Source organism: Nocardiopsis sp. iso_238 (assembly GCF_056173325.1).
In genome coordinates this window covers 5,575,643-5,593,974 of record NZ_CM149668.1, presented here as the reverse complement: position 1 = coordinate 5,593,974, position 18,332 = coordinate 5,575,643, and the positions used below count along the sequence as shown (strand labels likewise).

Below are 18,332 nucleotides of genomic sequence, written 5' to 3'. Positions count from 1 at the left end.
CTGCTGTGTCCGAAGTATGGGTAGGTGGGCGTTATGAGTCTGATGTTCATGCTGTTCGCCCTGATGGGCGCCGTGGTCGTCGTCGGCGGCGGCTCCTACGCCCTGCGCCGCGTCCTCGCCCACATGGACGCGCGCCTGGAGACCGCGGAACCGGAACCGCCCCCGAGCGTCGAGCCCGACCCGCAGCACGTGGGCGGGTACGTCCCGGTCCAGGGAGACCCGGGCGACCTGCCCGCCGAACTCCGCGCGCGGGTGCGCAACCTGATCGCGCTGGGCCGCACCGACGACGCGGTCCGCGTGGTGCGCACCCGCCTCGGCGGTGACGAGGCGGGTGCGCGCGGGGTCGTGCGGCGCCTGGGCGGCGAGGAACGACCCGCGCTGGAGCCCTGACCGGCTCAGATCCTCTGGCGGTTCTGGAACCAGCCCCACACGGCGGTCGCGACGAAGAGCAGGCCGCCGATCACGGCGAGCCAGAACAGCCCCTTGATCACGACACCGATGATGGCGAGGAGCAGCCAGACGGCGAGCAGGACGAGGACGAGGTAGACCATGTTGACCCCCAGGTGGTCGGCGTTTTCGGTGACCACCTACCCCGGCGCCCCGCCTCCGAAGCGGCCCCGCCCCCTCAGGGCCAGGTGCCGTCGACCACGGTCCCGTGGTCGGGTTTCTCCCGGTCCAGCCACTCCTGCCGCCCGCGGGCGTACTCCAGGGCCCACTCGACCTGGCGCCGGTGCAGTTCGGGCAGGAGCAGGGCGGCGGTCTCGGGGCGGCGGGCCCCGATCTCCACGGCCAGGGCCAGCGCGGCCCGGGCGTCTCCCTCGGCGGTGTGCGCGTCGGTCACCGGCACCCCGTAGTACTCGCACAGGATGCCGAGGGTGCGCCTGCCGCGCCGGTAGGGCTCCACGGCGCGGTCGATCACCAGCGGGTCCACGATCGGCCCCGGCGGGCGCCCGAGGGCCGCGGCGAGCGGACTCAGGCCGTGCCGGCGGCGCTCCGCGTCGAGCAGGGTGAGGTCGAAGGGCGCGTTGAAGACGACCAGCCCGTGCCCCCGACCCAGGTGTTCGGCCAGTGCCCCGGTGATCTCCTCCAGGCACTCCGCCGCCGGTCGGCCCTCGGCGCGCGCCCGTTCGGTGGTGACGCCGTGGACGGCCACCGCCCCGGCGGGGATCTCCTTCTCGCCGGGATCGACCAGCCAGGTGCGTGCGCCGCCCCTCCCGTCGGTCAGCGCGGCCGACACCAGGAAGGCGGTGGCCGGGTCGGGGGAGGAGGTCTCGGTGTCGAACCCGAGCAGGTCGGAGGTGTGCCAGCCGGGGTGGTCGCCGCGCGGGGGCGGGACCGGGCGCGGCTCGTGCCCGGCGCAGTAGGTGCGCCAGCGCGCGTCCTCCTTGACGACGTGCCCCTCTCCGGTCCCCACCCGGGCCGCGCAGGTGGAACAGGTGCCGGGGTAGCGGTTGCGCATGGATTCCTCTCCGACCGGGCGGTCTCCCGGTGCCTGCCTCGGCGTCCCCGCCGTGAACAGCGACGACACCGGGTTCATCGTAGGCGCGGCGGGTGACGTTCCCGGGCGGAGGAGTGACGGGGCCCATGGGGCGAGTGTGTGCGGACGTCCAATTCTGGGGAAGGGAAGGAGCATGAGTCTGGAAGAGGCATCACGTCAGCTGGAAGCCACCATCCACGACGCGCGGGTCGCGTTCGACTGCATCCTGCTGGAGGAACTGGACCGGGCGCACACCAACGCGATCACAGCCAGGGCCGCCGTGGACGCGGCGGAACAGGCCATCCGGGTGGAACTGGAGAAGCGCACGGCCGAGAAGGAAGAGGCCGACACCCCCGACTGATCGGAGGGCTCCGCGATCTCGGAGCCGTGGACATCGAACATACTTTCGAACAACGGGTATGCTGTGTGGTATGCCCGATCAGTCCCTGACATCGGACTGGCCCGCGAGTGTGCACCCACCCGGGTCGGACTCCTTCGAGCAGACGGCCCTGGAGTGGCTGTTCGACCACGTGCCCGCCGACTACCGGCTGCACGGGGTCCTGCGACGTCATCCCGTGGCCCTCTCCCGCCTGGCCCGCCAGTACGTCTCCGCGACGCTGGACGCGGCCCGGGAGGGGTACCGCACGGCCCGCGTGGACCTACGCGGCCAGCTCCCTCCGCACGCGCTGGACCAGGTGATGAACGCCTACCTCGCGGAGGGGCGGCGGACCGCCGAGGTCCTGCGCGCCGTCGAGGCCGTGGACGGTGCCCTGCGCGCCGCGGCCCCGGACCGGGGCCGGGGCCGCGATGAGTGAGCCCCCGAGTCAGTGCCCCGTACCGGTGTCGTCCGGACCGTTCCGGGGCGTTCCGTCGGCTCCGCGCCGGACGCGGACGCCCCGCCCCGTTCGGTTGGGGAGGGGGTGCTCAGACGCTCACACGGACCAGGACGGCGACCTCGTCGCCGGTGTTCACCAGGTGGTGGTGGCCCTGGCCGGAGCCGCCGACACCGCCCACCACGCGGGTCCGGCCGGGGGCCAGCTCCGCGGCCGAACGCATCTGGCCGTCGGCGCCGGAGGTGATCAGGTGGGCCCGCCCGCTGACCAGGTGCAGGACCTCCATGCCGTGCGGGCGGTCGGAGCGCCGGGCCGGGCCGGGCACGAAGCTGTTCGGTTCGAGGGCCACCGTGGTCACCCGCAGACGGCCCCCCGCATGGCGGCGGGCACTGCGCGGGGCGGGCTGCCAGTGCCCCCTGCGGGTCGGCCACAGGGTCGGCCGACGCAGCGAGGCGGCGGCGCCGCGGGCCGCGGTGACCAGCTGGCCCACGGTGGGCAGACGGCGTTCCGCCAGGTGGGCGTAGCCGGAGGTCCGTCCGGCGTCGACCACGTCACCGATCCCGTCGAGGGAGACCGACGCGGCGCGCGGGCGGGGAGTGTGCTCGGTCGTGGCCAGGACCTGCTGGGGCATCGTGGGAGGATCCTTCACGTGTACGCGGCCGGGTCCGGTGACCGGGGCCGCGAGGATGTCGTCAATGGGCCCCGGAAGACGCGGGGCGGCAGGGGCGCCCGCACCGAACGCACGTTCGGAGAGGACAATCACCCTGGTGGAGTTCGTTCGCGGACCGGTCACACCGGAAGGCGGAGGCCGCTCACGGACTGGTCGGGCGGGGTCGGTCGACTCAGACCCCTCGGCGACGACTCAGCGACGACAACACGGACACGCCGCACGGGCCAGGTGGCAGGAGACCCAGGGGGTCGTGCGAGCCGTGGCGTCGGTGCGGGTGCGCGGATACATGAAGGTAAGGAGACCAGCAAAGTCGGTGGCGCGTCAAGCGAACGCCGGGAATCGTGCGTGTCGGACCACTTACCGGTCTGCCCGGAACGTGTTGCGGGCGGCGTCCCGTGGTGGTGACATGTGGAACCCGAGAACACGGCGCGTCCGTCGAACCGGAGTCCATCCCCCAGTACAGCCGTAGTGACAGGAGTGGCCGTGCAGCCGTCCGTCCCCAGAGGGCAGCCTTGACCCCCGAGGCTCAGGGACTGTGGGCGCGTGTCCTGGTGCGTGCCCTCGTGGTGGTCGCCGCCGGTGTGATGGCGCTCGGTTTCCTGGGCCCCGGGGCGGCACTGCTGGTCGCCTTCCTGACCGCGCTCACCCACGTGCTGCTGTGGGCCCGCTCCCGCTACGCGGGCTTCCTGTTCGTCGACTCGGGGGACGACCCCCGCGAGGACCGCGACGACCCGCGAGACGCTTCGGACTGAGGTCACACTCGCCCCCGCCGGAAACCCTCCCGGGCAGGTCGGAGCCGGTCCGGAGCCGAGAGAGGGCGGAGGCCGCCCCGGCGAGCCGTGGGGCGGCGCGCCGCGCGCGGCGTAGATTCTAGGTCTATGACGGACCGGGACCTCCTGCACGCCCTGCGCTTCGACCGGGCCGACACCGCGGACGCCTACGCGAGGCTCCTCGACGCCTACGGGGACGAGCTGTACCGGCGCTGCATCCTGGTCCTGCGTGACCGGGACGCCGCGCACGTCGTCCTCCGGGACACCCTCATCGCCGCCCGCGCGCACATCGAACACCTGCCGGACGCCGAGCGTCTGGGCGAGTGGCTGCACGCCCTCACGGAGGCGGAGTGCTCCCGCTACCTGGAGAGCCACCGCGCGTGCCGGGCCTGGGACGCGCACCCCCTGGCCCTGCCCGCGCGGACGGACCTCGTCCCGGCGCGGGTCCTCAACGGCATCGGCAGACCGGAACTGGCCGGATACCGCACCCACGTCGCGGCCCGGGCCGACCGCTTCGGCCGCGACGGCTTCCCGCTGCCCCCGGGCGCCGGTCCCCTCGCGGACGGGCCGCTGCCCCGGCTGTCCTTCGTCATCGCCGTGCTGTGCGCGCTGCTGGTCCTCATCCTGGCCGGGTACGCGCTGACCCGTGACCCCGGCCGTGAACTGGGCACGGACGCGCCGCAGATCGCCAAGGCCACCTGACCCCGGGCACGACGAAGGCCCGGCGGGAAACCCCGGCCGGGCCTGACAGACACCGGAACTCCGGTTACTGGGCCTCGTTGGTGATGTGCGAGGAGTCGCCGTGCACACCGGCCTCCTCCGCGCGCTTCACCGACGCGATGATCTCCTGCTCGGCCTCGTGGCGGCCGACCCAGCTGGCGCCCTCGACGGACTTGCCGGGCTCCAGGTCCTTGTACACGGTGAAGAAGTGCTCGATCTCGAGGCGCTCGAACTCGTTCACGTGGTGAATGTCACGCAGGTGCTCCTGGCGCGGGTCCGTCGCCGGGACGCACAGCAGCTTGTCGTCACCGCCGGCCTCGTCGCGCATCCGGAACATGCCGATGGCGCGCGCCCGGATCAGGCAGCCCGGGAACGTCGGGGCCTTGAGCAGGACAAGGGCGTCCAGGGGGTCGCCGTCCTCGCCGAGAGTCCCCTCCACGAAGCCGTAGTCGGCGGGGTAGGTGGTGGAGGTGAACAGCATGCGGTCGAGACGGATACGACCGGTCTCGTGGTCCACCTCGTACTTGTTGCGCTCCCCCTTGGGGATCTCGATCGTAACGTCGAATTCCATGCTGATCTCGGCTCCCAATGCGACTAATGTCGCCGTATAACTACAACGTCAGGCCGCGACACCGACGGAAGGCAGGTCCCCGGGTGCGACGGGTACGAGGCGAGGCGTTCCTCGCGCTGGCCCTGCTCAACATATTCGTGCTGATCACCGGGTTCGTCGCCCTGGACGTGATCGAGGCACGACCGCTGTCGGCGGTGCCCAACCCCGTCACGCGCGCCGACGGCGTGGCGGCGGTTGCACCCACGACCCCGACCCCGGCGGACCCGGCTCGGATCGCGGACATTCTTGATGATCCCATGTCATCGTCCGGGCTCGATGAGGGCCTCTCCGGTTACGTCGTGGACGGTGTGACCGGAGAGACGCTCTTCGAACGCGACGCGGACACCCCCGTGACCCCGGCGTCGACGACGAAGATCGCCACGGCCGTCGCCGTCCTGGACACCGTCGGCCCCGACCACGTGCTGCGGACCGAGGCCTACCTCGACGCCGAGGAGAACCGCGTGGTGCTGCGTGGCGGGGGCGACGTGACACTGACCACGACCGCCGACTCCGCAGACTACCCGCAGGTAGCCACACTGGAGGATCTGGCGGAGGAGACCGCCGCCGCCCTCGACGACCTGGGCCTGGACACCGTGGCCGTCGGCTACGACGACTCGTTGTTCACCGGCCCGGACACCGCACCCGGGTGGAAGCCCAACTACGTCACCGAGGGCAGCACGGCCACCATCCACGCCCTGATGATCGACGGCGGCCGGGTGGACCCCGACATGTCCACCCGCTCCCCGAACCCCCCGCTGGCCGCCGCCGAGGCCTTCGCGGACCAGCTGGAGAAGGCCGGGCTGACCGTCGAGGGCCCGCCCGCCGAGGCCGGTGTCTCCGGTGACCCCGTCGCCTCCGTGGACTCCGTGCCGATGAGCGCCCTGGTCGAGTTCATGATGCTCGCGAGCGACAACAACATGGCCGAGTCCCTGGGCCGGATCACCGCCCTGGAGATGGGTGAGGAGCCCGACCACGCCGGGGCCGCCGCCGCCACCCACCGGGTCATGGACGGCCTGGGCATCGAGGGGGTCCGGCTCTCCGACAACAGCGGCCTGAGCACCAAGAACCGCATCACGCCGCGCGCCCTGGTTCAGCTGGTCAAGACCGCCGCCGACGACCCGCGCCTCAACGCCACCATCACCGGACTGCCCACGGCCCACTCCACCGGGACCCTCGCCGGGCGCTACTCGGAGCACAGCAGCTCCCACGCGGCGGCGGGCCTCGTCCGCGGCAAGACCGGCACCCTGGACGGCGTCAGCACCCTGGCCGGGACCATCCACGACCAGGAGGGCAACGTCTTCGTGTTCGCCCTGATGGCCAACAGCCCCGGCGCGACCGGCCCCCAGATGGACACGTTGGCCGCGGCGCTCAGCCAGTGCGGGTGCGGCTAGAGGACCGGGGACCGGGGAGAGTGATTCGGGCGGGCTCAGGGGTAACCCGGGGTCTGCCCTGAAATAGCTCCCTGATCCCCGTGCTCCCCCGCGTCGCGTGGGTAGGCTGGCGGTGTGACTGTGATCGACTGGGACGTAGCCGTCAACACCGGTGTCCGCCTCGTGCGCCCTGGGCCGCAGGTAGACCTGTCCGACGCACGGCAGGCCGTGGTGCAGTTGCGCGAGCTGTCCACCGTGGCGGCCGGGCACGTGCGTGACTTCACCGGAATGAACCCCCTCGAACCCTCAGGGCCCGCGGTCATCGTCGACCGTCCGGGATGGATTCGAGCCAACGTCGACGGGTTTCGGGTCGTACTCGAACCCGTACTCGAACAGATGGGCGCCGACCGGCTGAACAACAGCCCGGCCGGGAACCTGACCAGCGCGGTCGGTTCGCGGATCACCGGGGTGCAGCTGGGTGCGGTCCTGTCCTACCTGGCCGGGCGGGTCCTCGGCCAGTACGAACTCTTCCTGCCACCGGACCCCGACGGCCACTCGCCGACCGGGCGCCTGACCCTGGTGGCGCCCAACATCGTCAACACCGAGCGGGAGCTGGGCGTCGACCCGCGCGACTTCCGCCTGTGGGTCTGCCTGCACGAGGAGACCCACCGGATGCAGTTCACGGCCACACCGTGGCTGCGCGGGCACGTCCAGGACCTCATGCGGGAACTCCTGCTGTCCACGGAGATGGACGCCTCCGACCTCATCGACCGGCTGCGGCAGGCGGGCGAGGCCGTGGCGGACGCCGTGCGGGGCGGCGAGGGCAACCTCCTCACCGCGTTCCAGACCCCGGAGCAGAGCGCTCTGATGGACCGCGTCACCGCCGTCATGAGCCTGGCCGAGGGCCACGGCGACTACGTGATGGACGCCGTGGGGCCGGACGTCGTCCCCTCGGTGGAGACCATCCGCTCCCGCTTCCAGAAGCGGCGCGAGTCACCCAACCCCCTCGACCGGATCATGCGCCAGCTGCTGGGCATGGACCTCAAGATGAAGCAGTACGAGGAGGGGGCCGCCTTCGTCCGGCAGGTCGTCGCTCAGGTCGGGATGGCCGACTTCAACCGGGTGTGGACCTCGCCCGAGACGCTGCCCACCCTGGAGGAGATCCGCGCCCCGTCGCAGTGGATCGAACGGGTCGTGCGCCCCGCCGCCATCACCGAGTGAGCGGGCCGCCCCCCGCCGTGGCCGCCGTCCGATCGGCGGTCCGGCGGGCGCTGTCCGAGCTGCCCGAGGGGACGACCGCCCTGGTGGCGTGCAGCGGTGGCGCCGACTCCCTGGCCCTGGCCGGCGCACTCGCCTTCGAGGCCCCCCGGATGGGGGTGCGCGCGGGCGGCGTCACCGTCGACCACGGGCTCCAGGAGGGTTCGGACGAACGGGCCGGGGCCGTGGCCGAGGTCATGGCCGGGCTGGGGCTGGACCCCGTGCGGGCGGTCAGCGTACGGGTCGGAGGCTCGGGGGGTCCCGAGGCGGCGGCCCGGCGGGCCCGCTACGACGCTCTGGACGGGGTGGTCGACCAGCTGCGTCCGGCGGTGGTCCTGCTCGGCCACACCCTGGACGACCAGGCGGAGACGGTCCTGCTCGGGCTGGCCCGGGGTTCGGGGGCCCGGTCCCTGGCCGGGATGGCCCGGCGCACCGGCGCCTACCTGCGCCCCCTGCTGGACCTGGACCGCGCCACCGTCCGCGAGGCCTGCTCCCTGACGGGACTGAGCCCGTGGGAGGACCCGCACAACCACGACCCGCGCTTCGCCCGCTCACGGGTGCGGCACGAGGCCCTGCCCGCCCTGGAGGCGGCCCTGGGGCCGGGGATCGCGTCCGCGCTGGCCAGGACCGCCGCCCTGCTGCGTTCGGACGCCGACACCCTCGACGCGCTCGCGGAGGCCCTGCACGAACGGGCCCGGGAGGGCGCGGGGCTGGCGGTGAAACCCCTGGAGGGCGCCGAACCCTCGCTGCGCACCCGCGTGCTGCGCCGCGCCGCCCTCGAATCGGGGTGCCCGGCCAGCGCACTGAACGCACGTCACGTACGTGAGCTGGATCGCCTTGTCACCGAGTGGCGGGGACAGGCCCACATCGACCTCCCCGGCGGGGTTCGGGGGCGTCGGAGCGCTGGTCGGATCGTCTTCGGGAGCTGACCCGGACCCCGAACCCCGGGCCCGGGGCGGCCCTCCGGGCACCGTGGCCTCGTTCGGCACGTTTATCCTGGTTGCCGCAAACGGGGAACCCAGCAGCGAGGACGTGAGCGTGGACGCTAAGGACATGGGCGAGGACCTTGAGAAGGTCCTGGTCACCGAGGAAGAGATCAAGACGCGCCTGGCCGAGCTGGGGGCGCGGATCGACGCCGACTACGCGGGCCGCGACCTGCTGATCGTGGGCGTGCTCAAGGGTGCGGTCATGGTCATGGCCGACCTGGCGCGGGCGCTGCACAACCCCGTCTCCATGGACTGGATGGCGGTGTCCTCCTACGGGGCCGGGACCACCTCCTCGGGTGTCGTGCGCATCCTCAAGGACCTGGAGACCGACATCAAGGACCGCGACGTCCTGATCGTCGAGGACGTCATCGACTCCGGCCTGACCCTCTCCTGGCTGGTCGGCAACCTGAAGTCGCGCGGCCCCCGGTCCGTGGAGATCTGCACCATGGTCCGCAAGCCCCTGGCCTTCGACGTCGACCTCGACGTCAAGTACATCGGCTTCGACCTGCCCAACGAGTTCATCATCGGCTACGGGCTCGACTACGCCGAGAAGTACCGGAACCTGCCGTTCATCGGCACCCTCGCCCCGCACGTCTACGAGAAGTAGCGTTCGGCGCCGCCGCGCGGGGCCCGCGCGGCGGCGGTCGCGGGAACAACGGAGCGGGTCACCGTCGTTGCGTTCATGACGGACCCGTCACCGGCCAGAGCGGTGTGCCCGCTCCGCGCGGCGAGGTGTACCGTCGAATATCCCGGCGTCATCGCAGGGAGCACGTGTCCGATAGGTCCTGCTTCGGAAACTCCTCTGGGGCGGGCGGCCTGGTCAGGAGGGACGGACCCGACAGGGTTCCGCTCACATGAATCTGAAGCGTTTTTTCCGCGGCCCGTGGATCTGGATCCTGGCTGTCGCCCTCATGCTCGTCATCGGCTTCCGCGTGTTCGACGTGGGCGCCGGTCCCCAGCCTGAGGAAGCGGACATCTCGACGGTCTACCAGCTCATCGAGCAGGACAAGGTGGACAACGCCGAGATCGTCGACCGCGACCAGCGCATCCGACTGACCACGGTCGACAAGGACATCCTCGAGGCGTACTGGGTCGAGGGGCAGGGCCTCCAGCTGGCCGACATGCTCCAGGAGTCCAGCGAGAACCCCGACGGGAACCTGAAGGCCTACGAGGTCTCGGTGGCGACCACACCGATCTGGACCACGGCCCTGTTCAGCCTCCTGCCGCTGATCATCATCATCGTCATCTTCTGGTTCATCTTCAGCCAGATGCAGGGCGGCGGCTCCCGGGTCATGCAGTTCGGCAAGTCCAAGGCCAAGCTGATCACCAAGGACACCCCGAAGAACACCTTCGAGGACGTGGCCGGTGCGGACGAGGCCATCGAGGAACTGCACGAGATCAAGGAGTTCCTCCAGAGCCCGGAGAAGTTCCAGTCGATGGGGGCGAAGATCCCCAAGGGCGTCCTGCTCATGGGTCCGCCCGGAACCGGCAAGACCCTCCTGGCCCGCGCCGTCGCCGGTGAGGCCGGGGTCCCGTTCTACTCGATCTCCGGTTCGGACTTCGTCGAGATGTTCGTCGGTGTGGGCGCCTCGCGTGTGCGCGACCTCTTCGAGCAGGCCAAGGCCAACGCCCCCGCGATCATCTTCATCGACGAGATCGACGCCGTCGGCCGCCACCGCGGCGCCGGTATGGGCGGCGGGCACGACGAGCGCGAGCAGACCCTCAACCAGATGCTGGTCGAGATGGACGGCTTCGACGTCAAGGGCGGCGTCATCCTGATCGCCGCCACCAACCGCCCCGACATCCTCGACCCCGCGCTGCTGCGCCCGGGCCGCTTCGACCGCCAGGTCGTCGTGGACCGCCCGGACATGGACGGCCGCAAGGACATCCTCGCCGTGCACGCCAAGGGCAAGCCCATGGCCGAGGACGTCGACTTCACCGTCATCGCCCGCCAGACCTCCGGGATGACCGGCGCCGACCTCGCCAACGTCATCAACGAGGGCGCGCTGCTGTCGGCGCGCGCGGACAGCAAGGTCATCACCCACGCCGTCCTCGAGGAGGCCATCGAGCGCGTGATGGCCGGTCCCGAGCGCAAGACCCGCGTGATGTCGGACCGCGAGAAGAAGGTCATCGCCTACCACGAGGGCGGCCACGCCCTGGTGGGCCACGCGCTGCCCAACGCCGACCCGGTCCACAAGATCACCATCCTGCCGCGCGGCCGCGCCCTCGGCTACACGATGTCGGTGCCGACCGAGGACAAGTTCCTCACCTCCCGCTCGCAGATGATGGACCAGCTGGCCATGATGCTCGGCGGACGCGCCGCCGAGGAGCTCGTCTTCCACGAGCCCACCACGGGCGCCGGGAACGACATCGACAAGGCCACCCAGCTGGCCCGCAACATGGTCACCGAGTACGGCATGAGCGAGCGCCTGGGTGCCCGCAAGTTCGGCTCCGGCAACACCGAGCCCTTCCTGGGCCGGGAGATGTCCCACGCCCGCGAGTACTCCGAGGAGATCGCCTCCCTCATCGACGAGGAGGTGCGCCGCCTCATCGAGTCCGCGCACGACGAGGCCTACGAGGTCCTCGTCGAGTACCGCGACGTGCTCGACGATCTGGTCGTGCAGCTCCTGGAGAAGGAGACGCTCACCAAGAACCAGGTGCTGGAGATCTTCGAGCCGGTCACCAAGCGGCCCTCGCGCGGTTCCTACACCGGCTACGGCAAGCGCCAGCCCTCCAACCGGCCCCCGGTCCACTCCAAGAAGGAGCTGGCCGCGCTGAACGGCGCCGACGTCCAGGGCCCGTCCGACAACGGTCAGCACCCGGAGTCGACCACCACGACAGAAGGAGACCAGGCGTGAGCTCGGACCTGCCCGCCAGACCCGTGGACCGCGAGCGCATCGAGCACGCGGTTCGGGAGATCCTCATCGCGATCGGGGAGGACCCCGACCGCGACGGCCTGACCAAGACCCCCGAGCGGGTCGCACGGGCCTACGAGGAGCAGTTCTCCGGTCTGGGCCAGAAGCCCGGCGACGTCCTCACCACGGTCTTCGAGGCCGACCACGAGGAAATGGTCCTGGTCAAGGACATCGAGCTGTACTCCACCTGCGAGCACCACCTGGTGCCGTTCTTCGGGGTGGCGCACGTGGGCTACATCCCGGGCCCGCACGGACGGATCACCGGGCTGAGCAAGTTCGCCCGCCTCGTGGACGTCTACGCCCGCCGCCCGCAGGTGCAGGAGCGCCTCACCGGGCAGGTCGCGGACGCCATCATGGAGCACCTCGACCCGCGCGGGGTGATAGTGGTCGTCGAGGCCGAGCACCTGTGCATGACCATGCGGGGCGTGCGCAAGCCCGGCGCCAAGACGGTCACCTCCGCGGTGCGGGGCATCTTCCGCAGCAGCGACCGCACCCGCTCCGAGGTCATGAGCCTCATCCTCGACCAGCGCTGACCCGCTTCCGGGCGGCGCCGGGTCACGACTCCGCACCACCGGCCGAGGGGCCGGGGGCCGTGTGCCCCCGGCCCCTCGGCGTACGCGTAGGGTGATGCGCATGGCGCCGAAACACACACTTCCGGGGCTGCCCGACCACGGGCGGTGCCTGGTCATGGGGGTCGTGAACGTCACCCCCGACTCCTTCTCCGACGGCGGGTCCTGGTTCGACCCCGAGCGCGCGATCGACCACGGTCTGCGCCTCGTCGAGGAGGGCGCGGACATCATCGACGTGGGCGGTGAGTCCACCCGTCCGGGAGCCCAACGGGTCTCGTCCCAGGAGGAGCTGCGCCGGGTCGAACCGGTGGTGCGCGAACTCGCCGCGCGCGGGATCGCGGTCAGTGTGGACACGATGCGGGCCGAGGTCGCGGCGAGCGCGGTCGAGGCCGGTGCGGTGCTGGTCAACGACGTCAGCGGCGGTCTCGCGGACCCGGAGATGGCCCGACTCGTCGCTTCTTCCGGTGTCGCCTACGTGTTGATGCACTGGCGTGGGCATAGTCATGACATGCAGAGCCGTGCCGTGTACACGGATGTCGTCCAGGAGGTCCTCGATGAGCTCCGCGACCGTATGGAGGCCATGATCAGTGCAGGTGTCGACCCCGGCCAGATCGTTCTGGACCCGGGTCTGGGATTCTCCAAGCGTCCCGAACAGGCGCACAACTGGGCGCTGCTCCAGAGCCTCGACCGGTTCCACGAGCTGGGCCGGCCCGTCCTCGTGGCGGGATCACGCAAACGCTTCCTCAGCCGTCTCCTCGGAGACGCCAAGGGCGAGGACCGCCCCTTCGTCGAGTGCGACGCGGCCACCGCGGCCGTGACCACCCTGTCCGCCGACCGCGGCGCCTGGGCGGTCCGGGTGCACGACGTCCGTCCGAACGCCGACGCCGTGCGCGTGGCGGCGGCCTGGTCCGACGGCGGGGCCAGCCTCGCCGAGGGCCGGGACCGGACCGTGGACCGGGGGGACGCGTGAAGTCCCGCCAGGAGGTCATGGAGCGCGTGGGCGAGGCCAACGCGCAGTTCTACAGCGCCATCGAGAACGGCGACATCGACCTGATGCGCACCGTGTGGGCGGAGGAGCACGAGGCCCCCGACCTGGTGTGCGTCAACCCCGGGTGGCCGCTCCTGCGCGGCCGCACCGAGATCATGCGCGCTTGGTCGCTGATCATGGCCAACGTCACCTACATCCAGTACGTGCTCACCGAGACGCACATCGGGGTGGGCGGTGACATCGCCATGGTGACGTGCGAGGAGAACGTGCTGACGGCGGAGGACGGCAGCCCCGGGTTCGTCGCGGGCGGTCAGGTGGTCACCACCAACCTGTTCGTCGACACCGACCAGGGCTGGCGCCTGTGGTCGCACCACGCCTCACCGGTGCTGATGGAGGACGACGACGAGGCGGAGGCCGAGGACTGATGCGGGACCGCGTCGTGCTCCGCGGCCTGCGGGCCCGGGGCCACCACGGGGTGTTCGACTTCGAGCGCCGCGACGGCCAGGACTTCGTCGTGGACGCCGTGCTGTACCTGGACACGGCCCCCGCCGCGACCAGCGACGACGTCCGCGACACCGTGCACTACGGCGAGTTGGCCGACCGGCTGGTCGCGGTGGTCACCGGAGAGCCGGTGAACCTGATCGAGACCCTGGCCGAGCGCCTGGCCGGTGTGTGCCTGGCCGAGCCCCTGGTGGAGGGCGTGGAGCTGACGGTGCACAAGCCGTCGGCACCCATCGAGCACGAGTTCGCGGACGTGGCGGTCACCGTCACCCGGGGTCGGAGGGGCGAGTGGTGAGCCCGGCGGCGACGCGGGCCGTGCTCTCCCTGGGGTCCAACCTCGGGGACCGGATGGCCACCCTCCAGGGCGCGGTGGACCTGCTCTCGGCGGGGGAGGGCGTCACCCCGGTGACGGTCTCCCCGGTCTACGAGACGGCCCCGGTGGGCGGGCCCGACCAGGGCGCGTTCCTCAACGCGGTCCTGGTCGTGGACGCCCGTGTCGGGCCCAAGGACCTGTTGGAGCTGGCCCGTTCCGCCGAGCGCGCCTTCGAGCGGGTCCGCGAAGTCCGGTGGGGGCCGCGCACCCTGGACGTGGACGTGATCGCCTTCGGGGACGTGACCGACGACGACCCGGAGCTGACCCTGCCGCACCCGCGCGCGCACCTGCGCGCGTTCGTGCTGCGCCCGTGGCTGGACACGGACCCCGGCGCGGTCCTGCCCGGCCGGGCGCCGGTCGCCACCCTGCTGGCCGGGGTGGAGGCGGCCGACACCGAGGGGGAGCAGGAGCTGACCGTCCGGGAGGACCTGCGCCTCCGGCTGCCCGGGGAGGCCGGACGTGTCCGGTGAGGGCGGGGGCACGCTCGCCCCGACCGGGTGGCGCGTCCCGACCCTGCTGGCGCTCCTCGGAGCGCTGGCGGGGCTGCTGGTCGCCAACTCGGTGAGCGGTCTGCCCCTGATGCCGTGGTCGGCGATCCCGACCCTGCTGCTGCTCGCCCTCGCGGAGGGGTTCACCGCAGGGCGGACCGCGCGCCGGGTCCGCAGGGCGCCCGGGACCGAGCCGATGGAGCCGCTGAGCGCGGCCCGTCTGCTGGCCCTGGCCAAGGCGAGCGCGCTGTTCGCCTCGCTGGCCGTCGGGTACTTCGCCGGGACCGCGCTGTCCGTCACCGGGCGGTTGGAGCTGCCCAGCCACCGCGAGGTGTTCCTGATCGCGCTGGGCACGGCGATCGCCGCGGGTCTGCTGTTGGCCGCCGCGCTCTACCTGGAGCACGCCTGCCGGGTGCCCGAGGACGAGGACGAGGACCGGAACGACCCGCCGGGGCTCGCCTAGCACGGGGCGTGCCCCGGGGCCCGACCCGTCCGGGGCGGGGTCGGAACGCGGTCCACTCCGGGTTCCGGCCGAGCCGTTTCGGGCGGGTCCGGCCCGCTGATGATTGACTGAGCCCGTGGACACCAGTGAACCGACACCGCCGACACCGGAGGGGGCCGCGCCGCCCCCTCGCCCCGTGGACGCCGCCTTCGCCGCGCCCGGGGACACCGACTGGACCCGGGTTCCGGTCGCGCTGGCCTGGTACCGCCGCCTGGTGACGACCGCGGGCTGTCTGGCCGCCGGCGCGGGCGGGGCCCTGCTCCTGTTCCTGTGGCGCGGGCCGTGGCCGGCCGTGGTCTGGGCGGCGCTGGTCCTGGTGGCCGCCGTCGCGCTGTGGCTCCTGGCCGGGCGCTTCCAGCGTTCCTGGGGCCACGTCGAGGGGGAAGCCGAGCTGTACCTGACCTACGGGGTGCTGGTGCGGCAGCTGGTGGTGGTCCCCTATGGCCGGATGCAGGTCGTGGACGTCACGACGGACCTGCTCGAACAGGCGCTGGGGATCGCGACGGTGCGCGTGCGCACCGCCGCGAGCACGGCGGACACACGGGTGGTGGGGCTTCCGCTGGCCGACGCAGTCCAGCTGCGCGACCGCCTCGCGGCGCGCAGCGAGACCTTCTCTACGGGGTTGTAAGTGCACGGACAGCCGCAGCCGGGCCCGTGGTCGCGGGGACCGCACCGACCCGGACCGCCGCCCCCGCCCGCCTGGGGCCCGGCGATGCTGCCGCCGCGCCCGGCCTGGGGCCCTCCGGCGCCGCCCCGTCGGCGCGACCCGGCGGACGACGTCACGACGGGGGTCTTCCGGTCGCACTGGCTGATCATCCCGCTCCAGGTCATCGGGGTCACCCTGGTCTTCGTCGCGCTGGTCGGACCGATCCTGAGCCAGTTCGGGCTCGCCTGGGTGTTCGTGCTGGCCGTGGCCGTGGTGTTCGGATCCCTCGCCTACGCGCTTCCCGCGTGGTGGTACGGCTCCTTCGGGCTGCGGGAGGACCATCTGGTGGTGCACAGCGGGCTGTTCCTGCGCAGCTCACGCGAGATCCCGCTGAGCCGCCTCCAAGCGGTGGACGTGGTGCGCCCGCTGCTGATGCAGGTGTTCGGGCTGGCGGAGCTGCGGGTCGAGCTGGCCGGCGGCGACGGGAGCGCCATCCGGCTGCGCTGCCTGCGGTGGAAGGTGGCCGAGCGGATGCGGGTGGCGGTGCTGGCGCACGCCGCCGGACTGTCGGGGCGGGCTCCCGAGGCGCCCGAGTGGCCCTTCTACCGGCTCCCTTTCCTGCTGCTCCTGGGCGCACTGACCTTCCGTGTGCCGGTGCTGCTCTCGTTCGTCCTGCTGCTCCTGCTCCTCACCGCGTTCGTGGTCTTCCTCGAACCCGGAGCGCTGGCGGGGGCCGTCCCGCTCGTCCTGGGGCTGCTGCGCTACTACTGGGGGCCGCTGGCGCGCTACACGGACTTCTACGCGTCGTCGTCCTCGGACGGGCTGAGGCTGCGCTACGGGATGTTCCAGCGGCGCATGCAGACGGTCCCGCCCGGCCGGGTGCAGGCCGTACGCGTGGTGGAACCGCTGCTGTGGCGGGCGCTCGGGGTGGCCCGGGTCGAGGCGACGGTGGCGGGCTACGCGGGCGCGCGCCAGGGCGACTCGACGGCGCTGCTTCCGGTGGCGCCGCGTCGGAGGGCCTTCGCCCTGGTGAACGAGGTGTTCCCGGAGAGCGAGGCGGCGCTGGTGCCGCTGGTGGACAACCGCCTCCTGTTGCCGCAGGCGGTGGGGGTGGACGAGCGGCTGTTCGTGAGCGTGCGCGGGCTCCTGTGCCGGGTGACGGAGATCGTGCCGGTGGAGCGGATGCAGGCGCTGCGGCTCTCGGCCGGTCCGGTGGCGCAGCTGAGGGGCCGGGTGACCGTGGACGTGGACACGCCCCCGGGGCCGGTCACGGCGCGGGCGGCCGACCGGGAGGCGGGGGAGGGGCGCCGGTTCCTGGACGCTCTCGTGGAGCACGGAAGACGCGCGAGAGTGCCCTCTGCGGGAACGGAACGGTGGGCGACCCGGGCGACCATGCACGGAGAGTCGGTAACGAGCCGGGACGAGGGTGAGAAAACGGCGGGTTCGAGCGGTGACACCCCCGGGAGTACAGAGTGACCTGTGTCACATTCAGGGGCCACAGGGGCTCCGGTTCGGGGTTGCATGTCCGACATGTCTTCTCACTCCTGGTGATACCTCCAGGTCAGGACCGGAAAAATCTTTCGCGTTCCGGTCACGTACGGCAACGGAGTATGGCTAAATAGTGGTGAACACGTTGAGTGTTCACTGTCATACACATCGTCAACGTTATCGACCGGTTGGCGCCCCCGCTGACCGGTCTGACGGGAGAAAACACATGCTGAAGAAGGCTCTCGCCGCCACGGCCATCGCCGCTGCCGCTGGCAGCGTCCTGTTCGCCGGCACTCCTGCCATGGCCAACAGCAACGTCTTCACCTCCGGCAACGGCGGCATCCTGAGCGGCAACCAGCTCGTGGCGGATGTCGACGCGCCGATCAACGTCTGCGGCAACGCGATCTCGATCCTGGGTGTCTCCGGCGCCAACTGCACCGGCTCCGGCGCCGTCGTCAAGAACTAAGTGCCGGACTGACTTCCCGGCCCGCCCGGGCGGGGGTGTCCGGTCGGAGACGTCCCGACCGATCCGACCCGGTCCAGGGCCAGCGAGCTTTCCGCGCAGGGGCGCCACTCCGTGACGACGGAGTGGCGCCCTTTCGCGTGCCCGGAGTCCGCTCCGGCCGTGGTGCACACCCGGAACCGGGGTTGGTGTCTGACTGCAACCCCGAACCCCCGTCACTCTGCGCGCACGCGGTGGGGGTCGAAGTCCCCGCCTTTGTCCCGATCGGCACCGGGACGTTCTGCCACCCAGTGTCAACATAGCCCGATTTTCTGTGATCAATGCAGCTCAGGGCATGTTCAGGAGGGCCGTGCGTCGATAGCTTCTTTCTCGACGCCCCAGGGCGCCACCGAAGGGTCACTGCGAGTCCGGCCGGCCCCCCGTCCGGACACTGAAGGAGACAAGAAGTGCTGAAGAAGACGCTCGCCACCGGTGCCGTGCTCCTCGCCTCCGCCGGAGTCCTCCTCTCCGCCGCCCCCGCCGCGGCGCACGGACCCTGGACCCCGCACCACTCCAACGCCAGCGGCAACATCTCCTACATCAAGGACCTGGAGGCCGAGAACGAGGGCTGCGGCAACTCCAACGCGGTCCTCGGCAAGTCCCTGGGCTCCTGCTTCAACTCCGGGGTCATCATCCAGAACTGATCCCGTGGGGCGGGCGCCCTCGC

Annotated in this window: 24 protein-coding genes; 20 read left to right on the top strand and 4 right to left on the bottom strand. The window is 71.7% G+C overall.

The window, feature by feature from the left end; translation table 11 throughout:
• Window positions 1–33 precede the first annotated feature (33 nt).
• The gene (locus AC0VYL_RS25240; RefSeq protein ID WP_475456546.1) at window positions 34–390 is read left to right on the top strand and encodes a hypothetical protein; all 357 of its coding nucleotides are present in this window, start codon (window positions 34–36) and stop codon (window positions 388–390) included.
• A 5-nt stretch (window positions 391–395) separates the two neighbouring features.
• Here the strand turns inward: AC0VYL_RS25240 and AC0VYL_RS25235 are convergent, their stop codons facing one another.
• On the bottom strand, window positions 396–587 hold the full coding sequence (locus AC0VYL_RS25235) for a hypothetical protein (RefSeq protein ID WP_475483593.1): 192 nt from the start codon (window positions 585–587) through the stop codon (window positions 396–398).
• A 38-nt stretch (window positions 588–625) separates the two neighbouring features.
• Window positions 626–1,459, bottom strand: coding sequence for an exonuclease domain-containing protein (locus AC0VYL_RS25230; protein ID WP_475481651.1), 834 nt, complete (start codon window positions 1,457–1,459; stop codon window positions 626–628).
• A 172-nt stretch (window positions 1,460–1,631) separates the two neighbouring features.
• On the opposite strand from AC0VYL_RS25230, the gene AC0VYL_RS25225 reads away from it, so the two are divergent.
• Both AC0VYL_RS25225 and AC0VYL_RS25220 read left to right on the top strand, forming a co-directional pair.
• Window positions 1,632–1,838 carry a hypothetical protein gene (locus AC0VYL_RS25225; RefSeq protein WP_378738801.1) on the top strand — a complete coding sequence of 69 codons (207 nt, stop codon included), beginning with the start codon at window positions 1,632–1,634 and terminating at the stop codon, window positions 1,836–1,838.
• Between the two features lie 58 nt (window positions 1,839–1,896).
• A complete protein-coding gene (locus AC0VYL_RS25220) occupies window positions 1,897–2,292 on the top strand; it encodes a hypothetical protein (RefSeq protein WP_475481650.1) in 396 nt (131 codons plus the stop codon).
• A 109-nt stretch (window positions 2,293–2,401) separates the two neighbouring features.
• Here the strand turns inward: AC0VYL_RS25220 and AC0VYL_RS25215 are convergent, their stop codons facing one another.
• Window positions 2,402–2,941, bottom strand: a complete 540-nt coding sequence (locus AC0VYL_RS25215) for a hypothetical protein (RefSeq protein ID WP_475481649.1) — start codon at window positions 2,939–2,941, stop codon at window positions 2,402–2,404.
• Between the two features lie 551 nt (window positions 2,942–3,492).
• On the opposite strand from AC0VYL_RS25215, the gene AC0VYL_RS25210 reads away from it, so the two are divergent.
• Window positions 3,493–3,732, top strand: a complete 240-nt coding sequence (locus AC0VYL_RS25210) for a hypothetical protein (RefSeq protein WP_475456539.1) — start codon at window positions 3,493–3,495, stop codon at window positions 3,730–3,732.
• A 126-nt stretch (window positions 3,733–3,858) separates the two neighbouring features.
• A complete protein-coding gene (locus AC0VYL_RS25205; RefSeq protein ID WP_475456537.1) occupies window positions 3,859–4,452 on the top strand; it encodes an RNA polymerase sigma factor in 594 nt (197 codons plus the stop codon).
• A 64-nt stretch (window positions 4,453–4,516) separates the two neighbouring features.
• Here the strand turns inward: AC0VYL_RS25205 and AC0VYL_RS25200 are convergent, their stop codons facing one another.
• A complete protein-coding gene (locus AC0VYL_RS25200) occupies window positions 4,517–5,041 on the bottom strand; it encodes an inorganic diphosphatase (protein WP_475456535.1) in 525 nt (174 codons plus the stop codon).
• 83 nt (window positions 5,042–5,124) lie between these two features.
• Between AC0VYL_RS25200 and dacB the strand changes: the two genes are divergently transcribed.
• From dacB to AC0VYL_RS25125, 15 genes are all read left to right on the top strand, one after another.
• Window positions 5,125–6,471: a D-alanyl-D-alanine carboxypeptidase/D-alanyl-D-alanine endopeptidase gene (dacB, locus tag AC0VYL_RS25195; protein WP_475456533.1), complete on the top strand. Its 1,347-nt coding sequence runs from the start codon at window positions 5,125–5,127 to the stop codon at window positions 6,469–6,471.
• Between the two features lie 120 nt (window positions 6,472–6,591).
• The gene (locus AC0VYL_RS25190; RefSeq protein ID WP_017542895.1) at window positions 6,592–7,671 is read left to right on the top strand and encodes a zinc-dependent metalloprotease; all 1,080 of its coding nucleotides are present in this window, start codon (window positions 6,592–6,594) and stop codon (window positions 7,669–7,671) included.
• On the top strand, window positions 7,668–8,636 hold the full coding sequence (tilS, locus tag AC0VYL_RS25185) for a tRNA lysidine(34) synthetase TilS (protein WP_475481648.1): 969 nt from the start codon (window positions 7,668–7,670) through the stop codon (window positions 8,634–8,636). The genes AC0VYL_RS25190 and tilS overlap by 4 nt, the downstream gene beginning before the upstream one ends.
• 109 nt (window positions 8,637–8,745) lie before the next feature.
• Entirely contained in the window at window positions 8,746–9,300 is a 555-nt protein-coding gene (hpt, locus tag AC0VYL_RS25180; protein ID WP_475456529.1) for a hypoxanthine phosphoribosyltransferase, read from the top strand.
• Window positions 9,301–9,547: 247 nt separating this feature from the next.
• Window positions 9,548–11,551, top strand: coding sequence for an ATP-dependent zinc metalloprotease FtsH (ftsH, locus tag AC0VYL_RS25175; protein ID WP_475456527.1), 2,004 nt, complete (start codon window positions 9,548–9,550; stop codon window positions 11,549–11,551).
• Window positions 11,548–12,141 (top strand): GTP cyclohydrolase I FolE, encoded by a 594-nt coding sequence (gene folE / locus AC0VYL_RS25170; RefSeq protein WP_017542899.1) that lies wholly within the window; start codon window positions 11,548–11,550, stop codon window positions 12,139–12,141. Before ftsH ends, folE begins: the two co-directional genes overlap by 4 nt.
• A 100-nt stretch (window positions 12,142–12,241) precedes the next feature.
• Window positions 12,242–13,147 (top strand): dihydropteroate synthase, encoded by a 906-nt coding sequence (folP, locus tag AC0VYL_RS25165; RefSeq protein ID WP_475456524.1) that lies wholly within the window; start codon window positions 12,242–12,244, stop codon window positions 13,145–13,147.
• Window positions 13,144–13,590: a nuclear transport factor 2 family protein gene (locus tag AC0VYL_RS25160; RefSeq protein WP_475456522.1), complete on the top strand. Its 447-nt coding sequence runs from the start codon at window positions 13,144–13,146 to the stop codon at window positions 13,588–13,590. Before folP ends, AC0VYL_RS25160 begins: the two co-directional genes overlap by 4 nt.
• Window positions 13,590–13,961: a dihydroneopterin aldolase gene (folB, locus tag AC0VYL_RS25155; RefSeq protein WP_475456520.1), complete on the top strand. Its 372-nt coding sequence runs from the start codon at window positions 13,590–13,592 to the stop codon at window positions 13,959–13,961. The genes AC0VYL_RS25160 and folB overlap by 1 nt, the downstream gene beginning before the upstream one ends.
• A gap of 53 nt (window positions 13,962–14,014) precedes the next feature.
• Window positions 14,015–14,509, top strand: coding sequence for a 2-amino-4-hydroxy-6-hydroxymethyldihydropteridine diphosphokinase (folK, locus tag AC0VYL_RS25150; RefSeq protein ID WP_475463256.1), 495 nt, complete (start codon window positions 14,015–14,017; stop codon window positions 14,507–14,509).
• Entirely contained in the window at window positions 14,499–14,990 is a 492-nt protein-coding gene (locus tag AC0VYL_RS25145; protein ID WP_475456518.1) for a DUF3180 domain-containing protein, read from the top strand. The genes folK and AC0VYL_RS25145 overlap by 11 nt, the downstream gene beginning before the upstream one ends.
• Before the next feature lie 175 nt (window positions 14,991–15,165).
• Window positions 15,166–15,657 (top strand): PH domain-containing protein, encoded by a 492-nt coding sequence (locus AC0VYL_RS25140; RefSeq protein ID WP_475483575.1) that lies wholly within the window; start codon window positions 15,166–15,168, stop codon window positions 15,655–15,657.
• 84 nt (window positions 15,658–15,741) lie between these two features.
• Window positions 15,742–17,151, top strand: a complete 1,410-nt coding sequence (locus tag AC0VYL_RS25135; RefSeq protein ID WP_475481647.1) for a PH domain-containing protein — start codon at window positions 15,742–15,744, stop codon at window positions 17,149–17,151.
• A 238-nt stretch (window positions 17,152–17,389) separates the two neighbouring features.
• A complete protein-coding gene (locus tag AC0VYL_RS25130) occupies window positions 17,390–17,629 on the top strand; it encodes a chaplin family protein (RefSeq protein WP_352388334.1) in 240 nt (79 codons plus the stop codon).
• A 443-nt stretch (window positions 17,630–18,072) separates the two neighbouring features.
• The gene (locus AC0VYL_RS25125; protein ID WP_475456513.1) at window positions 18,073–18,309 is read left to right on the top strand and encodes a hypothetical protein; all 237 of its coding nucleotides are present in this window, start codon (window positions 18,073–18,075) and stop codon (window positions 18,307–18,309) included.
• The last annotated feature ends 23 nt before the right edge of the window (window positions 18,310–18,332 follow it).